General features: G+C 60.5%; 16 protein-coding genes and 2 pseudogenes. 14 read left to right on the plus strand and 4 right to left on the minus strand.

What is annotated here, in order from left to right; genetic code table 11:
* The first annotated feature begins 22 nt into the window (after window positions 1-22).
* Window positions 23-898: a helix-turn-helix domain-containing protein gene (locus tag ACA067_RS21150; RefSeq protein ID WP_497458343.1), complete on the plus strand. Its 876-nt coding sequence runs from the start codon at window positions 23-25 to the stop codon at window positions 896-898.
* Between the two features lie 43 nt (window positions 899-941).
* Window positions 942-1,103 (plus strand): DUF2986 domain-containing protein, encoded by a 162-nt coding sequence (locus tag ACA067_RS21155; RefSeq protein WP_497458344.1) that lies wholly within the window; start codon window positions 942-944, stop codon window positions 1,101-1,103.
* Between the two features lie 122 nt (window positions 1,104-1,225).
* Here the strand turns inward: ACA067_RS21155 and ACA067_RS21160 are convergent, their stop codons facing one another.
* The 4 genes from ACA067_RS21160 to ACA067_RS21175 all read right to left on the minus strand — a co-directional run bounded on the left by ACA067_RS21160 (window position 1,226) and on the right by ACA067_RS21175 (window position 7,103).
* Window positions 1,226-2,239, minus strand: a complete 1,014-nt coding sequence (locus tag ACA067_RS21160) for an amino acid permease (protein ID WP_497462822.1) — start codon at window positions 2,237-2,239, stop codon at window positions 1,226-1,228.
* A gap of 437 nt (window positions 2,240-2,676) precedes the next feature.
* Window positions 2,677-3,291 (minus strand): LysE family translocator, encoded by a 615-nt coding sequence (locus ACA067_RS21165; protein ID WP_497458345.1) that lies wholly within the window; start codon window positions 3,289-3,291, stop codon window positions 2,677-2,679.
* Window positions 3,292-3,367: 76 nt separating this feature from the next.
* Window positions 3,368-4,477 carry a formylglycine-generating enzyme family protein gene (locus ACA067_RS21170; protein ID WP_497458346.1) on the minus strand — a complete coding sequence of 370 codons (1,110 nt, stop codon included), beginning with the start codon at window positions 4,475-4,477 and terminating at the stop codon, window positions 3,368-3,370.
* A gap of 109 nt (window positions 4,478-4,586) precedes the next feature.
* Window positions 4,587-7,103: an arylsulfatase gene (locus ACA067_RS21175; RefSeq protein WP_497458347.1), complete on the minus strand. Its 2,517-nt coding sequence runs from the start codon at window positions 7,101-7,103 to the stop codon at window positions 4,587-4,589.
* 305 nt (window positions 7,104-7,408) lie between these two features.
* On the opposite strand from ACA067_RS21175, the pseudogene ACA067_RS21180 reads away from it, so the two are divergent.
* The 12 genes and pseudogenes from ACA067_RS21180 to ACA067_RS21235 form a co-directional block, all read left to right on the plus strand.
* A pseudogene (locus tag ACA067_RS21180) lies at window positions 7,409-7,913 on the plus strand (hypothetical protein); the annotation flags it as partial.
* Window positions 7,907-8,338: pseudogene (locus tag ACA067_RS21185) on the plus strand (HlyD family secretion protein); the annotation flags it as partial. The pseudogenes ACA067_RS21180 and ACA067_RS21185, both read left to right, overlap by 7 nt.
* 423 nt (window positions 8,339-8,761) lie before the next feature.
* Window positions 8,762-9,598: an ABC transporter ATP-binding protein gene (locus ACA067_RS21190; protein ID WP_497462823.1), complete on the plus strand. Its 837-nt coding sequence runs from the start codon at window positions 8,762-8,764 to the stop codon at window positions 9,596-9,598.
* 40 nt (window positions 9,599-9,638) lie between these two features.
* Window positions 9,639-10,640: an ABC transporter substrate-binding protein gene (locus tag ACA067_RS21195; RefSeq protein WP_497458348.1), complete on the plus strand. Its 1,002-nt coding sequence runs from the start codon at window positions 9,639-9,641 to the stop codon at window positions 10,638-10,640.
* A 28-nt stretch (window positions 10,641-10,668) separates the two neighbouring features.
* Window positions 10,669-11,445, plus strand: coding sequence for an ABC transporter permease (locus ACA067_RS21200; RefSeq protein WP_497458349.1), 777 nt, complete (start codon window positions 10,669-10,671; stop codon window positions 11,443-11,445).
* Window positions 11,442-12,209, plus strand: coding sequence for an SDR family oxidoreductase (locus tag ACA067_RS21205; RefSeq protein ID WP_497458350.1), 768 nt, complete (start codon window positions 11,442-11,444; stop codon window positions 12,207-12,209). Before ACA067_RS21200 ends, ACA067_RS21205 begins: the two co-directional genes overlap by 4 nt.
* A gap of 16 nt (window positions 12,210-12,225) precedes the next feature.
* The gene (locus tag ACA067_RS21210; protein ID WP_497458351.1) at window positions 12,226-12,777 is read left to right on the plus strand and encodes a cupin domain-containing protein; all 552 of its coding nucleotides are present in this window, start codon (window positions 12,226-12,228) and stop codon (window positions 12,775-12,777) included.
* Between the two features lie 4 nt (window positions 12,778-12,781).
* Window positions 12,782-13,666 carry an alpha/beta fold hydrolase gene (locus ACA067_RS21215; RefSeq protein ID WP_497458352.1) on the plus strand — a complete coding sequence of 295 codons (885 nt, stop codon included), beginning with the start codon at window positions 12,782-12,784 and terminating at the stop codon, window positions 13,664-13,666.
* Window positions 13,663-14,499, plus strand: a complete 837-nt coding sequence (locus tag ACA067_RS21220; RefSeq protein WP_082930373.1) for an IclR family transcriptional regulator — start codon at window positions 13,663-13,665, stop codon at window positions 14,497-14,499. The genes ACA067_RS21215 and ACA067_RS21220 overlap by 4 nt, the downstream gene beginning before the upstream one ends.
* A gap of 1 nt (window position 14,500) precedes the next feature.
* Window positions 14,501-15,298, plus strand: coding sequence for an SDR family oxidoreductase (locus ACA067_RS21225; protein WP_497458353.1), 798 nt, complete (start codon window positions 14,501-14,503; stop codon window positions 15,296-15,298).
* Window positions 15,291-16,973 (plus strand): thiamine pyrophosphate-binding protein, encoded by a 1,683-nt coding sequence (locus ACA067_RS21230; RefSeq protein ID WP_497458354.1) that lies wholly within the window; start codon window positions 15,291-15,293, stop codon window positions 16,971-16,973. Before ACA067_RS21225 ends, ACA067_RS21230 begins: the two co-directional genes overlap by 8 nt.
* Window positions 16,974-16,983: 10 nt before the next feature.
* On the plus strand, window positions 16,984-17,787 hold the full coding sequence (locus tag ACA067_RS21235; protein ID WP_064678602.1) for an aspartate dehydrogenase: 804 nt from the start codon (window positions 16,984-16,986) through the stop codon (window positions 17,785-17,787).
* Window positions 17,788-17,792 lie beyond the last annotated feature (5 nt).

Consider the following 17,792-nt stretch of genomic DNA (forward strand, 5'->3'; position numbering starts at 1 on the left):
GATCGTAGCAAGGGAGGGGTAAATGTCGAAATCACTCGCTACGCCGGTTCCGGTGTTCAAGCTTTACGGTGAGACCGGCGCTTGGCCGACACCCGATCTGATTCATTGCGAGTCGATTCCCGAGCGCAGCAAACTGCATGGCTGGGAAATAAAACCCCATCGGCACAGCGATCTGGTGCAGCTGTTATATGTGCAGTCGGGGCAGGCGACGCTGAAAGTCGAAGACGTGATCAACCACATTGATTCACCCTCGTTGCAGGTCGTGCCCGCGCTGAGCGTGCACACCTTCAAGTTCTCCGAGGATATTCAAGGTCACGTGCTCAGCCTGGCGCAGCCGCTGGCCGAGCAGCTCGGCGCCTCGCTCAACAGTCCCGTGTTGACCACCGCTGCCTGTTACCCGATCGGTTCCGCGCACCTGTATCTGGACACGCTGTTTTCCGCCATCACCCAGGAATACAGCCAGCCCCAACCCGGCCGTGATCCGATGCTGCAATCGTTGATCACAGTGCTGTCGATCTGGCTCAGTCGCCGTAACCTGGAACAGTCGTTACCGGACGCGGTGCAGCTTGACCGGGGTCGCGAGTATTTGAAGGACTTCAGCCGGACGCTGGAACTGCGCTTTCGCGAGCATCTGCCCATCGAGCACTATGCGGCAGCGCTGGGGATCAGCGGCGCGCACCTCAACGCCCTGTGCCGACGCCTCTCGGGGCAATCGGCCTTGCAAATGATCAACCAGCGCTTGTTGCTGGAGGCCAAGCGCGATCTGGTTTACACCACCATGACCATCAATCAGGTGTCCGACAGCCTGGGCTTTTCCGAGCCGGCTTACTTCTCGCGCTTTTTCAAGCGCGGCACGGGGCTGTCACCGAAACAGTTCCGCATTCAGCGTGAGGGGTGATGTAGCTGATATCATTGAACAATTACAAGCTGAGCAGAAAGATATGAATCGTCGTAAAAAAATAAAGCAGCTATTAAAGGCTCACGCCAAAAAGGCCAGCGCCAAATTGGCACCGCCAAGCAAGTCTAAATACATTAGTAAAGCGGATCGATTGAAACTGGCTGCTGAATCCAGTCCTGACCCAATCAGTTCCCCTGAGAGCTGAGCGATAAAGCCATGCAGCACCGACGAGTTCTACGTTAGCCGATGTCTGCGATGGGTCGACTGCTGGCACCTTGCCAGAGGCTGCTTTCGGGCCAGGAGCGGTCACTCGGACCCTCAGAACGGCTACTTATGCGCTTTAACCGGTCCCTGATAATAAGGCAGCCTATCAATCCGTGGTCTATAGGCGCCCGTGGATACACTGCGCTGGACGTGCGCGGCGATCTCATCCATCCGTGCAAACCAGACATCACCTTTGGCCATCATGTATTCGATCAACTTCGACACTTCATGCCATCGTGACAAACGACCGGAAAGGAAAGGATGCCAGACGGGTATGAAGAGAGCGCCATACTCCCAGGCAGCATCGAACTCGGCCTTGAAAACCTCGACGGCGCGTTGCGGCGACTGAATCGGCATCTGAAAATCAAGGTCGATGCTGTGCATGTACTGAGGCCAGTCATCCAGCGCCCAGCTGGATGGAAGCTCCACCAGCTCTTTCGCGACAGCTGCAATGGGCCCACCGTTGCCGTCCTCGATAATTGCCGCCAGTTTCTCTACCGGCACGGCGTATTGCCAACCGATAGCCGCGAGGGTGTAAATGACAAAGGCGGAAGTCAGGACGAGCAACATGGAGCGTTGTACGGTACGAACCGGAACACGCGACTCCTCGATGTAGTTGATCGCAGAATCGAAGTTGGCGAGCATCCATACACCGAACAGCACCCCCGGTCCGATCGCGGACCAACCATCCCACCCTTCCAGTGTGTACATGGAAATGACCGACAAATCCGGAACCTGAGGGTTGATGATGCCCATCAGCCCGAGCCCGGCAACAACACTGATCTCGAAAATCAGAAAGACGCTGGCGACTTTGGCTGTGGCATTGACGCCTTTGCAGGAAATGGCCAGAAAGATCAGGACCATACCCGTCCCGATCAGTTTGGCGTTAAGCGGACCCGCCAGGGCCGGAATCAGCGCCTGGATGTATTCGCTTCCGATGATCGCGCACATGGCCATCACCGCCATGCAGGCAACGGAGTACGCCCAGCCGAGAACGGTCCCGACGCGGGTATGCAGAAATCGCGACGTGAATGTAAACACGCCGCCCGCAGACGGCGCTTGTCGAGGGGCTCTGATTAATAGCTATAGAAGATGTTATAGCGTCAAACCGTCTGAATGGATTTGAACGCCGCTCTTATTATTCAACTAAGCAAAATGCAGATACTCAAAACCCGAACAAACCAAACACCAATGGCTTGTTCAGAATTGATTGACAGCTTTCTTGTTTTTTATTGCCCTCCGGGAAAACCCTCCAGCCGCGAATGATTTTTCAGCCGCCAGCAGTCACTTCAACCGCATGGCCATGTGCGTGACCAGTCGTGGCGCTTAAACCTCTGATTGGGGGGCCAGTATAGAAACAGCCAAAAAAAACCTACCATCAGAAATTTCCGATGTTTGAATCTGGATTGGCGAAGTAAGTCCCGGTCTCAGCGTGCGCGAGGGCCATGCCGGGGAAAAAAGCCTTAGATGAGGTTCGAAAGCAACATGGGGTGAGCGACCAGGCAATGAGACTGCTAAACCAACTGGCGAATCCCCAGAGACAAAATCAAGCCACCGCACAGTCGATCAATTGCTTTTTTCCTCCCTTGATACGCGGAAGATATCCTGGGTTGCGAAAGAGCGATGGCGACCATCCCATACCAGCTCATTGAAACCACCACGACAACAGCCAGCATCGACACAAACGTGCCTGGCGAAACGTGGGCAGGGGCTGCGGCTGAAAAAACGGCGGCATAGAAAGCCATGGACTTGGGGTTGCCAATGTTGGTCACCACCCCCTGAATAAAGGACTGCCTGCAACTACCGGCGACGGCATCATTTAGCGGGCCAGGCGCATTCTTCCCTGGGTTGATCAGTAGTCGGAATCCGAACCACATCAGGTAGGCGGCCCCCAGAATCTTCACAACAAGCGCAGCCCAAGGGAACGCAGCAAATACAACCCCAAGACCTGCAATTGCACAGGTGGACCAGAACAAGTTGACCAGTACGATACCCGCGACCAAGGCCAAGGCTTCTGACCGTGTAGCAGCCACTGCTTTATGGACCACGGCGACGAAATTTGGCCCAGGGATAACGACACCGGCCAGGTAGACCATAAAAACTGTCAAAACGGCGGAACCATCGATCATGTGCTTCCTCACGAGTCCTGTGGGGCCAGCCGATAGGTGGATTGCACCAGAGAATGGCACTCACCTACGTATTTATTCAGCGGTTCTTTTCCCATTCATCATTGCTCATAGCTAAGCGAAACCCGAGATGGGACATGGAATTCATAGGATCCGCACCCTGCCTGGCACTGGTTCGAAAGCTCGTACAGTAGCTGTCGCTACAAAGAAAAGAACCACCTCGGATCACACGCTGCGGTGCGTTGGCGGTAACCCCGAGTTCAGGATCATAGCTATCGGATGGCCCCTTCGGGTTCACAGCCACCGCACTTGCCGGCTGATGCCCGACTCTAAACGCATCGGCACGATACCAATCGGCGACCCACTGCCAAACGTTCCCGGACATGTCGTATAGCCCGTAGGCGTTAGGTCTGTAACTGCCTACCGGTTTGGTGCCGATCTTGAATTTATTGCTGGCCCCGGTCACGGGAAACGGTTGTACCTCATCCCAAGTGTTCGCCATTTTTTCCCCATTGGGTGCGAAATCATTCCCCCATGCATAGGTCGCTTGTTCCAGTCCGCCTCTGGCGGCGTACTCCCATTCAGCTTCAGTCAGCAGGCGCTTATTTGCCCACTTTGCATACGCCTGCGCATCTTCAAGTGAGACCTGCACCACGGGATGGGTTTCCTTGCCCTCAATTGAACTGTCCGGGCCCAATGGGTGGCGCCAGTCAGCTCCGGGGACAAATGCCCACCACTGACTGAAATCATTCAGGGCGACTGGCCGGTCGGTGCCCGCGAAAACCAATGCCCCGGGCACCATGACACTGTCGTCGGGCTCAGGTGTCCCTGGCGGTAGCTGGACTTTCAGATCGTCCCATTCGGGTTTGCGTTCGGCGGTGGTGACGTAATGCGTTTCAGCAATGAAGCGGGCGAAATCGGCATTGGTGACGTCGTAGCGGTCGATCCAATAGCCGTCGAGTTGAACCTTGTGGGCCGGCCCCTCGTTAGGTCGCGCCTGCTTATGGTCGCTGCCCATCAAAAATTCACCCGCAGGCAGCCAGACCATACCCACGGGGCCATTTTCCCCATCACCGAGGGTCAAAGGCGACGGACCGCGAATGTGCTGGTACGCCGCAAAAGCCAGGCCGGCAGACACCATCCCTACTGCGACTAAAGCGATGCCCAATCGCCGATTCCTGATAAGCATTTGCGCCCCCCTTGGGTTCTGTAGGTTGTGACCATTTCTAACCCTTTGGCCACGGGTGAAATCCGCGCCCAGGCAGGCACGGCCTGGGCTCCTCACACCCGAAGCGGGCTCAATCCTGCTTTGCCTTCTCCTCCATTGCCGCCTGCAACTTCTTGATGTCCTCGGGTGACAAGTGGGGGCGATCGACCTTGATCGTCAGCTTGTTCAGTTTGGCCGTCAGTGGGAACGGCGGCAGGTAGTCCGCATCGTTCACGCCGGTCAGTGTGTCGGAACCGATGTCGAACGCCTCGTCCCACTGCAGGATCATCGGCAGCGTGCGCTCCATACGTTGTGTGGCGACCACCTTGTCATCCACCTTGAGCGTGCCAGTGCCGGGCTGGGCGAGGCCACTGAAGTCGTTGAACTCGAGCGTGCCCACACCCACCCCGTCGTACTTGAAGTCAAACTCAATCGTGTGCCGGCCCGGCGGTAGCGCCTCAGTGTCTTCCCACTTCAGGCGTTGCAGATCAATCAGATTCCACAAGAACACTGGTTTACCCTTCAGCAGGTAGAAACCATACCCCGAGAACCGTCCTCCAGACGTTAGGATCATGCCCTCGGCACCACCCTGCGGCACTTCAATGTCGGCGCTGATCGTGTAGGAGGTGTTTAGCAACAGCGGCGAGTCACCCTGCGGCAATCCTGTCATCGGCTTCGTATAGACGAACTCCGTGCGTCCGGCGGTGATGTTTGGGCGCGGCGCAATGATGCGCGCAGCCACGGAGGCGTCCAGCGGCAAAACCTGGTACTTCTTGGCCTCGGCGATGAACATCTGCTTCATCTCGTTGACCTTCTCCTGGTTCTCGGCCGCGAGGTTATCGGTCTGGTTGAAGTCGGTGTTCAGGTTAAAGAGCTCAAGCTCCTGGTTGTTCAACGGATCCGCGTTGGCCGGGCCAAAGGCTTCCCACGGCGCACGATTGACCTTCGTGCTCAGAAACCAGCCGTCCTTGTACAGGGCCCACTGGCCAAACATTTCGAAGTATTGCGTCGTGTGCTGCGACGGCACCTTGGCATTCTTCGCGTCGAAGGTGTAGGCAAAGCTCGTCCCTTCGATCGGTATCTGCTGGATGCCATCCACCGTGTCGGGCGCTCGGATCGCGGCCGCCTCAAGGATCGTTGGCACCACATCGATCACATGCACGAACTGCTCGCGCAGGCCGCCCTTGTCCTTGATCCGCGCCGGCCATGACACCACCATGTTCTGATTGATGCCGCCGAGCTGCGAGGCATTTTGCTTGAACCAGGAAAACGGTGTGTCGAAGGTCCAGGACCAACCGGCCGACATGTGGTTATAGGTTTTATCGGTGCCCCATACGTCGTAGTACTTCATTTGTTCCGCAACCGGCACACTGATGCCGTTGAAAAAGGCGACTTCGTTGGGGGTGCCAAGTGGTCCCCCCTCGGCACTGGTGCCGTTGTCGCCATTGATATAGATGACCAACGTATTGTCGAGCTTGCCCAGATCCTCGACCGCCTGGACGACGCGGCCGATCTCACTGTCGCTGTAGGCGACATAGGCGGCGAAGACCTCAACCTGACGGATATAGAGCTTCTGCTCCTCGGCCGTCAGTTGGTCCCACTCCTTCAGCACCTCTTTCGGCCACGGTGGCAACTGGGCATCTTTTGGAACCACCCCCAGGCGCTTCTGGTTTTCGAAGATGCGCTCGCGCACTTTGTTCCACCCCTCGTCGAAGAGCTTCATCTGGCTGATTTTGTCTACCCACTCCTTGGTTGGGTGGTGCGGCGCGTGCGTGGCGCCGGGCGCGTACTTGATGAAAAACGGTTTGTTGGGGTCGATCTGATGGATACGCGTCATCCAGTCGATCGCATCATCGGCCATGGCCGTGACCAGGTTCCAGGTGCCGGGCGACTTGCCAAGGAACGGATAGATCTGGGTCGTATTGCGAAACAGGTTTGGCTCCCATTGATTGGCATCACCGCCGACGAAGCCGTAGAAGTACTCAAAGCCCATGCCGGTTGGCCATTGATCGAATGGCCCGGCCTGGCTGGCAGCGAAGACTGGCGTGTTGTGGTCCTTGCCGAACCAGGAAGTCGAGTAGCCATTATCTAGCAGGATGCGCCCGATCGTTGCCTTGTCCCGGTCGATGATGCTGTTGTAGCCTGGGAAGCCGGTCGACTGCTCAGAGATCACACCGAAGCCTGCCGAGTGGTGATTGCGCCCGGTGATCAGCGCGGCCCGAGTCGGCGAGCACAGCGCCGTAGAGAAGACCCGGTTGAAGCGCAGCCCCTGCTGCGCGATGCGATCCATCGTGGGTGTCGGAATGACGCCACCGAAGGTGCTGGGCACGCCAAAGCCGGCGTCGTCGGTGATGATCAACAGCACATTGGGCGCCCCTTTCGGCGGAACAACGCGCGGCGCCCACCACGGTTTGGAATGTAGGGCGCCTTCCTGAATGACGCCGCCAAATTTCGGATCGGGAGGTGGCAGCTGCGAGCCGCTGATACTGATGGTGGCGCTGGGTGAACCCAGCGTGCCGGTAACTTGCTCGGCAAACAAGGGTGCCGATGCCAGGAAGGCGCCGGCAATCGCAACAGGAAAGTAAGCGATCAACTTGAAGGGGCGCATAGCTCTTTGCTCCATTCGGAACTGATTGAGTTCGATGGGCACGCTCAGAACTGCGGGGCGTAGGTAGGTGTAGCATTGGCTAGTGAAGCGTAGCCGCGGAATCTGCGCCGGTAGCGCGGGCTGGCCCGCATTCGACGGACGGTAGCGCGCTCAGCTGCCCTTTGCGAAGGGCAGTTATTCGAGGTGATCTCGTCGCCACCACCTTCAAAGCGGTATATGCCTGATGCTGGAACAGTGCTTCCGATCTGATGCAGGTTGTTTCATTCCAGATTTCCGAGAACTTTCGTATTGGTTTTTGAAAGACCATCGCAGTGCGCGCCACTCACGGAATGGTGGGTGCGGCGTTGGGTACGCTGGGTTTGTATTACATGATTCAGGCTTTCCCGGCGAAGTGGCGCATGAAGGGGCTAGTGCTGGGCCTGGGTACCTCGCAACTGGCGTTGCCGATGGCGCGGCTGTTTTCCGAAGACCTATTGCAGATCGCTGAGTGGCGCGGACTTTATCTGTTTGAGCTGGGCATGGCATTGGCCTCGCTGGGCTGCGTGTTCTGCTTAAGCCCTGATTCGCATGGTGCTCTCTGAGCAGTCGACTGGGGCCGTGGGCTTGCTGCAAAACCTGAATCTAGGCAGTCAGCAGATACACAGTCTCTATATGGTCATGCTATTGGGCAGTGTTGCCGGCCTGGCCTCCAGCACGTTGACCATCCATCCCTCGCACCTGTTCATGCCGTTGGTCATTTCCCTGGCGTTGATGGCCACCGGTTCGGTGATGGACAGTTTCTCGAGCAACCTGACACGCCCCGGGTCAATCATGCGCGCTATCGCAACCTGGCCACCGACGGCTCGGGCACCGCGCAAGCGCGGCAACAGGCCGAAGCGCAATTGAGCATTCAATTAGCCGGTAGGGAAAAGACCCAGGCAGGTCTGCAGCCGCTCGACGAGGTCTACATCACCGCCAACTTTCGCGAGACACAACTGGCCCGGGTACAGACCGGCCAAGCGGTGGACATCGAGGTGGATGCCTTGCCGGGCGAGACGCTCAAAGGAACGGTGCAAAGCCTGGGGCCGGCCAGCGGAGTCAGCTACTCCCCCGTTGCGCCGCACAATGCCACGGGTAACTTCACCAAGATCGTCCAGCGTTTGCCTGTGCGCATTCGCATCGATCCCGATCAGCCCGGGGCGGCGAAGTTGCGGGTCGGCATGTCCGTTACACCGCAGATCCGTATCGGTGGATGACTTCCTGAAGTTGCCAGGAACTTGCCATTAACCGGATCTAAATATGGCCGGCCCTGCCAGGGGCCTGGCCAGCCGCTGCTCAAGTCAGACGAACTCCGCCTGCGTAACCCGCTTCACACGCCCCACCGACGTTTCATACGTGAAACAAATCCGCTATTTCCCCTCATAAGGCGTTACCTGAAAAGGCACTGCGCGCTCGCGATTTTCCGAGCCACGCACAATCGATGGGCAATTTCGTGCCAAATAGGAAACCACGTTTCATATATGAAACGCGCGAAATAAGCTGAAATCTTCTTAAATATCTAATAACAAAGGAGTTTTTGACAAAAAATAAATCTCTCACATCTCTGGCATTGTTCATGCACTAAACGGCGTATCACCTATAAAACAGACCAGAGACCCTTCCCAATGGCTGTGAAAGAGATGTACGCCGTCGCCCCTCAATGGAATAAGCCCGCTTCCAAGGACAATCCGGAGCCCACCGAAATTGAATTCCGCAATGTCGGCAAATGCTTCCCGGCCAAGGGAAAGTCCGAAGCGCCGTTTGCCATTCGCGAGGTGAACTTCAAGATTCGCCGCGGTGAAGTGGTGTCGATCATCGGCCCTTCCGGTTGTGGCAAGAGCACCATCCTCAATATGGGTTCCGGGCTGTATCGCCCTACCGAAGGCGAAGTCTTCGTCGGGGGTGAAGCCGTTACCGGTCCGGTCCGTCAGGTCGCGTTCATGCTGCAAAAAGACCTGCTGATGCCGTGGCGCAGCATTCGCCGCAATGTCGAGCTGGGCCTGGAAATCCAGGGTGTGCCGGCGGCCACGCGCCAGGCGGTGGCCAAAGATCTGCTCGATCGCTGCCACCTGCAAGGTTTTGCCGACCACTACCCCTTCCAGTTGTCGGGTGGCATGCGCCAGCGTGCTGCCCTGGCTCGCACCCTGGCCATCGACCCGCAGGTGTTGTTCCTCGACGAACCGTTTTCGGCCCTGGATGCGCAGACCAAGATGATCCTGCAGCAGGACATGGCGCGGATGCTGTTCGATGAAAAGAAAACCGCCCTGTTCATCACCCATGACCTGATCGAAGGCATCGCCATGTCTGATCGCTTGCTGGTCATGAGCGCCCGCCCCGGCACCATCATCGAAGAAATCGAGATTGATCTGCCGTTTCGCGACAACCCGCTGGAGCGCCGCAAGCTGCCGGAAATCGGCCCGCTGGTCGGTCGCCTGATGGAGTTGCTGCAAGTCAGCGAAAACACCGAACTGCATTGATCAATCGCCCTTGTGGCCATCAACCGATTCAGGAGTACGCATGTTCAAGTCTCTGTTTCAACGTTTCAGCCAAGCCACCGGCATTGCGCTCGGCCTGGGCATGGCACTCGCTGCCCAGGCGCAGTCGACCGACGTGACTTACTTGATGCCGGCGCCGCCGAACCTGCCGGCGTTCGCGCCGTGGATCATTGCGCAGCAAAAGGGTTACTACGCCGCCCAGAACCTGAACATGACCTTCATCGCGGCCAAGGGCGGTGTGGACGTGGCAAAACAGATCGGTGCGGGTAACGCCATGCTCGGTGGCGCCCTCGGTGATACGCCAATTGTGGTACGGGCCAACGGAATTCCGGTGCGCAACGTCGCGGTGCTGGGCGCCGGCGGCGTCACCATGATTGCTACCAATGCGGCGCAAAACATCAATTCGATCACCGACCTCAAAGGCAAGACGATGACCGTGATGTCCTACTCCGACACCACCTACTACGCCTTGCTCGCCTCCCTGCGTAAAGCCGGCCTGAGCAAAAACGAGGTGAACATTCAGGCCGCCGGGCCCGCCGGTGTCTGGCAATTGTTCTCGGCGGACAAAGCCGTGGCAATGGCCGGCGTGCCGGACTGGGTGGTCAACGCCGAAGAAGCCGGGGTGAAGATCAAGCTGATCCCGCAAGCGCAGATCTTCGAAAGCATGGCTCAGTCGATCCTCGCCTCCGACGATGCCATCAAGAATCACCCGGACATTGTTCGCGGCACGGTCCAGGCAACCCTGCACGGAATGCGCGACATCATTGAAGACCCCCGCGCGGCCGCCGTGACCTTTGCCAAGGCTGTTCCCGCCTATGCCGGCAAGGAAGATTCGCTGGAGAAAATCTTCAAGCTCTACGTCGAGCACGTCTATGCCAACCAGACCGTGCTGGGCCGAATCGATCCGGTGCGCCTGGAAGCGGTTCGTCAGTTCTATGTCAGCGAAGGCATCGTCACCCAGGAACCGAAGCTCGACGACCTGTACACCAACCAGTTCATCGACACCCAAACCGCCGCGCAATAACGGTCAGTGACAACAAGGTACCGACACGATGAAAAACCTCAATAACTCCATGCTCGGCAGCGTTGCCCTGCTGATCCTGTTCCTGGTGCTCTGGCAATGGGGCCCGGGACTGCTCGGCATGCCCGAGTTCGTCATGCCGCAACTGAGCCGGGTGGCCCAGGAAGGCGTGGTGATGTGGCAGACCGGCGGCCTGTTGCAGCACACCTTGATCACCGCCTTCGAAATCATCGTCGGCTTCGGCCTGGGCGCCCTGCTCGGTGTGGCGATCGGCGTCTCGCTCGGTCTCTCGCCCGCCGCTGAAGCCATGCTGTCGCCGTACATCCTGGCGCTGCAGATCGCGCCGAAAGTCGCCTTCGCCCCGCTGTTCGTCATGTGGCTGGGCTACACCATCTACCCAAAGATTCTGATCGCCATCCTGATTGTGTTCTTCCCGGTGATGATCAACGTGCTGTCGGCCATCCGCACCGTTGACCCGGACATGATCAACCTCGTCCGGACCATGAACGCCAGCCGCTGGCAGATCTTCCGCCTGGTGGAGTTCCCATCGGCCATGGCCGCGCTGTTCTCGGGCTTGCGCATTGCCTCGACCCTGGCCGTGATCGGCGTCACCGTCGGTGAACTGGTCGGCGGCAACCAGGGCTTGGGCTTCCTGCTGGTCGATGCCGAAGGCCAGGGCAATACCGCGGGCGTGTTCGTCGCCATCGTCATGCTGACGCTGATCGGTGTGCTCGCTTACGGCGCGGTGGTCTGGGCCGAGAAACGCATTCTGCATTACATGCCCAAAGCCATGCTGAGTACTCAATGATGACGGCCCTCAATCGTTTGCTCGAAGGCCGTCGCGTGCTGGTCACCGGTGGCGCCCGCGGCCTGGGTTACGCCTTCGCCCAGGCCATCGGCCGGGCCGGTGCCCAGGTGGTGATCGCCGACATTCTCGCCGAGCGCGTCCAGCAATCGGCCGCCGAGCTGGTCGCTGAAGGCCTGGTCGTGCATGGCGTGACCGTGGACCTGGCGCAACCGGATTCGATCGACGCCTGCGTCGCTGAGACCACCCGTTTACTCGGCGGAATCGACGGCCTGGTCAACAACGCGTCGATCACCAATTCCGGCGGCAAGACCTGCGAAGAGCTGAGCCTCGATACCTGGGATCAGGTGATGCAGGTCAATGTGCGCGGCACCTGGTTGATGACCAAGGCCTGTTTGCCGGCCCTGCGTGCCAGTGGCCATGGCGCCATCGTCAACCTCGCGTCCGACACCCCGCTATGGGGCGCGCCGAACCTGTTGGCCTATGTCGCCAGCAAGGGCGCGATCATCGCCATGACCCGCAGCCTGGCCCGCGAACTGGGCGGCGACAACATCACGGTCAATGCCATCGCGCCTGGCCTGGTGCTGGTCGAAGCCACCGCCTACGTGCCCGAAGCGCGTCACCGTTTGTACAACGACCAGCGCGCGATTCAGCGCCCACAACTTCCCGAAGACGTCAGCGGCGCCGTGCTGTTCGCGCTGTCCGACCTCGCCCGTTTCATCACTGGACAAACCCTGCCGGTCAACGGCGGGTTCGTCATGCCTTGACTTTCTGGAGACAGCCATGACCGATTTATCAGCACACTCTTCTTCACAGCAAGCCACCCCGAAAAGCTGGGAACAACCCGCCGGCAGCGACCTTGAAAGCTGGATGCAGACCCGCATCGCCCGCTACGAAACGCGCAAGTACGACTGGAACGCGCTGAAGTTCCAGGCCGACTACGACCCGAAATTCCGCCGCGCGCAAATGCGCTACATCGGCACTGGCGGCACTGGCGTGAGCACTGACATGAACACCATCCCGTCGGAGAACTTCACCTTTTCCACCATGGTGATTCCGGCCGGTCACGAAGGCCCGCCGCACCTGCACACCGACGTTGAAGAAGTGTTCTTCGTGCTGCGCGGCAAACTCAAGGTGGTGATCGAAAAGGACGGCGAGCGTTTCGAAACCATCCTCACCGACCGCGACGTGATTTCCGTGCCGCCCGGCGTGTACCGCGAAGAGATCAACATCGGCGATGAAGACGCGCTGATGTGCGTGATGCTCGGCGCGAAAAAACCCGTCACCCCAACCTACCCGCCAGAACACCCCCTGGCCTCGATCAAGCGCGGATAAGCCCATGTTGCACGCCATCGACAATCACGTCCCGAAGCTCACGGCTGACCTCCAGGCCCAGCTGGCCCTGCACTTTCCCCAGCGCACGCTGGAGCTCGCAGGCGCCCGCCAGGCCTTGCGCGAATGCGGGGCCGGGCCGGCCATCGTGTTGCTGCACGGGATCGGCTCGGGCTCGGCGTCGTGGCTGCAGGTGGCGCTGGAGCTTGGCCAGAGCGCCCGGGTGATCGCCTGGGACGCTCCCGGCTACGGTGATTCCACGCCGCTCAGGGCCTTGGCCCCGGACGCTTCGGACTACGCCGAACGGCTGCTGCAGATGCTCGATGCCCTGGACATCCAGCGGTGTGTGCTGGTGGGTCACTCCCTGGGTGCGATGACCGCCACCGCCTTCGCCAGCGGCGTGCACCAGCAGCGCATCAGCCGGCTGGTCTTGATCAGCCCCGCCCAAGGCTACGGCCATCCATCGCGCGCCTTGCAGCGCCAGGAAGTGCGCAACAAACGCTTGCGCGCCCTGGAACAACTGGGCGTCCAAGGCATGGCCGAGCAACGCAGTGCCTACATGCTGTCGCCCGGCGCCAGCCCGAAGGCACAGGCCTGGGTGCACTGGAACATGGCCCGGCTCAATCCCGAGGGCTATCGCCAGGCCATCGAATTGCTGTGCGGCGATGACCTGCTGCGCCACGCCCCGCTGTCGATGCCGTGCGAAGTGCATTGCGGCGAAGCCGACGGCATCACCGCGCCCGAAAGCTGCCTGTCCCTGGCCAAGGCCCTGGGCGGCACGTTCAACCTTATCGCCGATGCCGGGCACGCCAGCCCCATCGAACAACCTTGTGTGGTGGCGGGCCGTCTGGCCTGCGCCATCAAACAATCCCTGACAGGTGCATCGCTATGAACGATTCAGATCTGCTGAAGGACGCTCAGGACAAATACATCGTGCCAGGACTGGAGCGCGGCCTGCTGTTGCTCTGCGAGTTCAGCCGGCGCAACCGCACGCTGACCGCGCCGGAACTGGCCCGGCGTCTGGCGCTGCCGCGCTCGACGATTTTCCGCTTGCTGACGACCCTGGAAACCATGGGGTTCGTCACCCGCAGCGGCAATGAATATCGCCTCGGCATGTCGGTGCTGCGCCTGGGCTTCGAATACCTGGCCTCGCTGGAACTGACCGAGCTCGGCCAGCCGCTGCTGGCCCGCCTGTGCGACCGCCTCAACTACCCGAGCAACCTGGTGGTGCGCGACGGGCGCTCGATCGTCTACGTGGCCAAGGTCTCGCCGCCGTCGGTGTTCTCCAGCGCGGTGAACGTGGGCACCCGCCTGCCCGCCCACGCCACGGTCCTGGGGCGCATTCTGCTCGAAGACCTGTCGCTGGCCGAGCTGCGCGAGCTGTACCCGGAAGATCACCTGGAACAGTTCTCGCCCTGCACGCCGAAAACCGTGATGGAGCTGTTCGACATGGTCCAGGCCGACCGTCAGCGCGGTTTTGTCAGCGGTGAAGGCTTCTTCGAGTCAGCAATCTCGACCGTCGCCGCACCGGTACGCGATCAATCCGGACAGATCGTCGCCGCCTTGGGCGTGACCATTCCGACCACCCAGATCGCCCACGTCAATTTCAACGAATTGCTCCTGCAGGTGCGTCGCAGCGCCGACGAGCTGTCGCGGTTGCTCGACTACAACAGCGCTGCCGGCCACGACGGCCAGCACCGCGTGACCGCCTTGATGAGGGATTGAGATGAGTCTCTATCAACTGCAAGACAGCACCGCAATCGTGACCGGCGGCTCTTCCGGGATTGGCCTGGCCTGTGTCGAGTTGCTGCTCGAAGCCGGCGCCGCCGTGGCCTTTTGCGGTCGCGACGCAGATCGCCTGCGCAGCGCCGAAGCCGAGTTGCGCCAACGCTTCCCCGCGGCGAAATTGCTGGCCCAGGTGTGCAACGTGCTTGATGCGGACTCGGTCAACGCCTTTGCCGCCGCCAGCCTGGCCGCACTGGGACCGGCCAGCGTGTTGATCAACAACGCCGGACAAGGTCGGGTCTCGACCTTCGCCGACACCACCGACAACGCCTGGACCGAAGAGTTGAACCTGAAATTCTTCTCGGTGATCAATCCGGTTCGCGCCTTCAAGGCGCAGCTGCAAGGCCGGTCGAACGCCGCCATCGTCTGCGTCAATTCGCTGCTGGCCAGCCAGCCGGAGCCGCACATGGTCGCCACCTCCGCCGCGCGTGCCGGGGTGATGAACCTGGTGCGTTCAATGGCCACCGAATTTGCCGCCGAAGGCATTCGGGTCAACGGCATCCTCATCGGCCTGGTCGAGTCCGGGCAATGGCGCCGACGTTTCGAAGCCCGCGAAGAACGGGAGCTGGACTGGAGCCGATGGACCGCCCGATTGGCTCAACAAAAACACATTCCCTTGGGGCGCCTGGGCCTGCCGATTGAAGCGGCCCGCGCGATCCTGTTTCTGGCCTCGCCTCTGTCGGCTTACACCACAGGCAGCCATATCGATGTTTCCGGAGGCCTGTCCCGCCATGCGTAATGAAAATACTGTCACCGTTGGCGCTGCCATCACCGCATTTCTCGAGCAGTGCGACGTCAAGGCCGCCTTCGGCGTGATCTCGATCCACAACATGCCGATCCTCGATGCGTTCGCCGTGCGCGGCAACATCCGTTTTGTCATGGCCCGGGGTGAAGCCGGTGCCACCAACATGGCCGATGCCTATGCCCGCACCACCGGTGGCTTGGGCGTGTGCCTGACGTCCACCGGCACCGCCGCCGGTAACGCCGCCGGGGCACTGGTCGAAGCACTGACCGCCGGCACGCCGCTGCTGCACATCACCGGGCAGATCGAAACGCCGTACCTGGATCAGGAGTTCGCCTACATCCACGAAGCCCGCGATCAACTGACCATGCTCAAGGCCGTGTCGAAAGCCGCGTTCCGGGTGCGCAGCGTCGAAACCGCCCTCAGCACCATGAAGCTGGCCGTACAAACCGCACTGACCGCGCCGACCGGGCCGGTCAGCGTGGAAATCCCGATCGACATCCAGTCGACCTTCATTCCGATGCCGACCGACCTGTCGCCCCTGCCAATCCCGGTGGCCGTGCCCGCGCCCGAAGCGCTGGACCTGGTCGCCGAGCGCCTGGCCAGTGCCACCCGTCCCCTGCTGTGGCTGGGCGGTGGCGCGCGGCATGCCGGCCCGCAAGTCAAACGCCTGCTGGACATGGGCGTCGGCGTGATCACCTCGACTCAAGGTCGCGGCGTGGTCAACGAAGATGACGAGCGCTGCCTCGGGGCGTTTTCGCAAAACAAACTGGTCGAGAAGTTCCTGCAAAGCTGCGACGCCCTGCTGATCGCCGGTTCCCGCCTGCGCAGCAACGAGACGTTCAAGTACGCGCTGAAGTTGCCGCGCAACACCTTGCGCATCGACGCCAACCCGGCCATCGAAGGTCGCAGCTACAACAGCGAGCTGTTCATCTGCGGTGACGCGGCGCTGGCCCTCGAAGGCCTGGCGGATCGCCTCGAAGGTCGCTTGCAGATCGACCCGACGTTCCTCGCCGAGCTCAAGGCCGTTCGCGAAAAATCCCGCACGCAACTGATCGCCGACCTCGGCCCGTACTCGGCGATGGTCGAACAGCTGCAAGCCAGCACCGGGCGCAATTTCAGCTGGGTGCGCGATGTCACGCTGTCCAACAGCATCTGGGGCAACCGTCTGTTGACGTTGTACCACCCACGCGCCGGCGTGCATGCCCTCGGCGGCGGCATTGGCCAAGGCCTGTCGATGGGCATCGGCGCCGCCGTGGCCGCGGCGGAGACGGCTCCTGAGCGCAAGGTCTTCGCCCTGGCCGGTGACGGCGGTTTCATCCTCAACCTTGGTGAGCTGGCGACCCTGGTGCAAGAGAACGCCAACGTGGTGATCCTGCTGATGAACGATCAACGCTATGGCGTGATCCGCAACATTCAGGACGCGGTCTACGGCAGCCGTCACTGCTACGTCGACCTGCACACCCCGGATTATTCCAAGCTGGCCGAATCGCTGAACCTGCGCCACGGCCTGGTCACCGACCTGAAGGATTTCGGCCGCGTGGTCGACGGCGCGCTGGCGCAACCCGGTCCGTTCCTGTTGGAAGTCGACATGCTCGCCGTCGGCAGCTTCGCCACCCAGTTCGCCGGCCCGCCCAACAGCGAAACCAAAGCGCAGAAAGCCACGGCTTGAGGACTTCGTCATGTTGCACATCACCATGATCGGCTGCGGCGCCATTGGCGTCGGCGTACTCGAACTGCTGGAGAAAGACCCGCAGCTGTGCGTCGACTACGTGATCGCCTCGGCCGGCTCGGAAGAGCTTGTACGTCAAAGGCTGGCCAGTTTCAAACAACCGCCGCAAGTGCTGACGGCATTGCCGGCGGATGCGCGCCCGGACCTGTTGGTCGAGTGCGCCGGCCATCGCGCCATCGAAGAACATGTGTTGCCGGCGCTGGAGCGTGGCATCGCCTGCCTGATCGTCTCGGTCGGCGCGCTGTCCGAAGTCGGCCTGGTCGAACGCCTGGAAGCGGCGGCCGAACGCGGCCAGACCCGCATCGAATTGCTGCCCGGCGCCATCGGCGGCATCGATGCCTTGTCGGCGGCCAAGGTCGGCGGCCTCGATTCGGTCAACTACACCGGGCGCAAGCCGGCCCGCGCCTGGAAAAACACCCCGGCCGAACAGGCCTGCGATCTGGACAGCATCAGCGAAGCCACGGTGATTTTTCAGGGCAGCGCCCGGGAAGCGGCCCGCCTCTACCCGAAAAATGCCAACGTCGCCGCGACCCTGTCGCTGGCCGGGCTCGGCCTGGATCGCACCCACGTAACGCTGATCGCCGACCCGCTGAGCGAGGAGAACGTGCATCACTTCGAAGCCCGCGGAGCCTTTGGCGGTTTCGAACTGAGCTTGCGTGGCAAGCCGCTGGTGGCCAACCCGAAGACCTCGGCGCTGACCGTTTACAGCGTCGTCCGCGCCTTGGGCAACCATGCCCACGCGATTTCGATTTAGGGGAC

The organism is Pseudomonas sp. LBUM1674 (assembly GCF_059695635.1).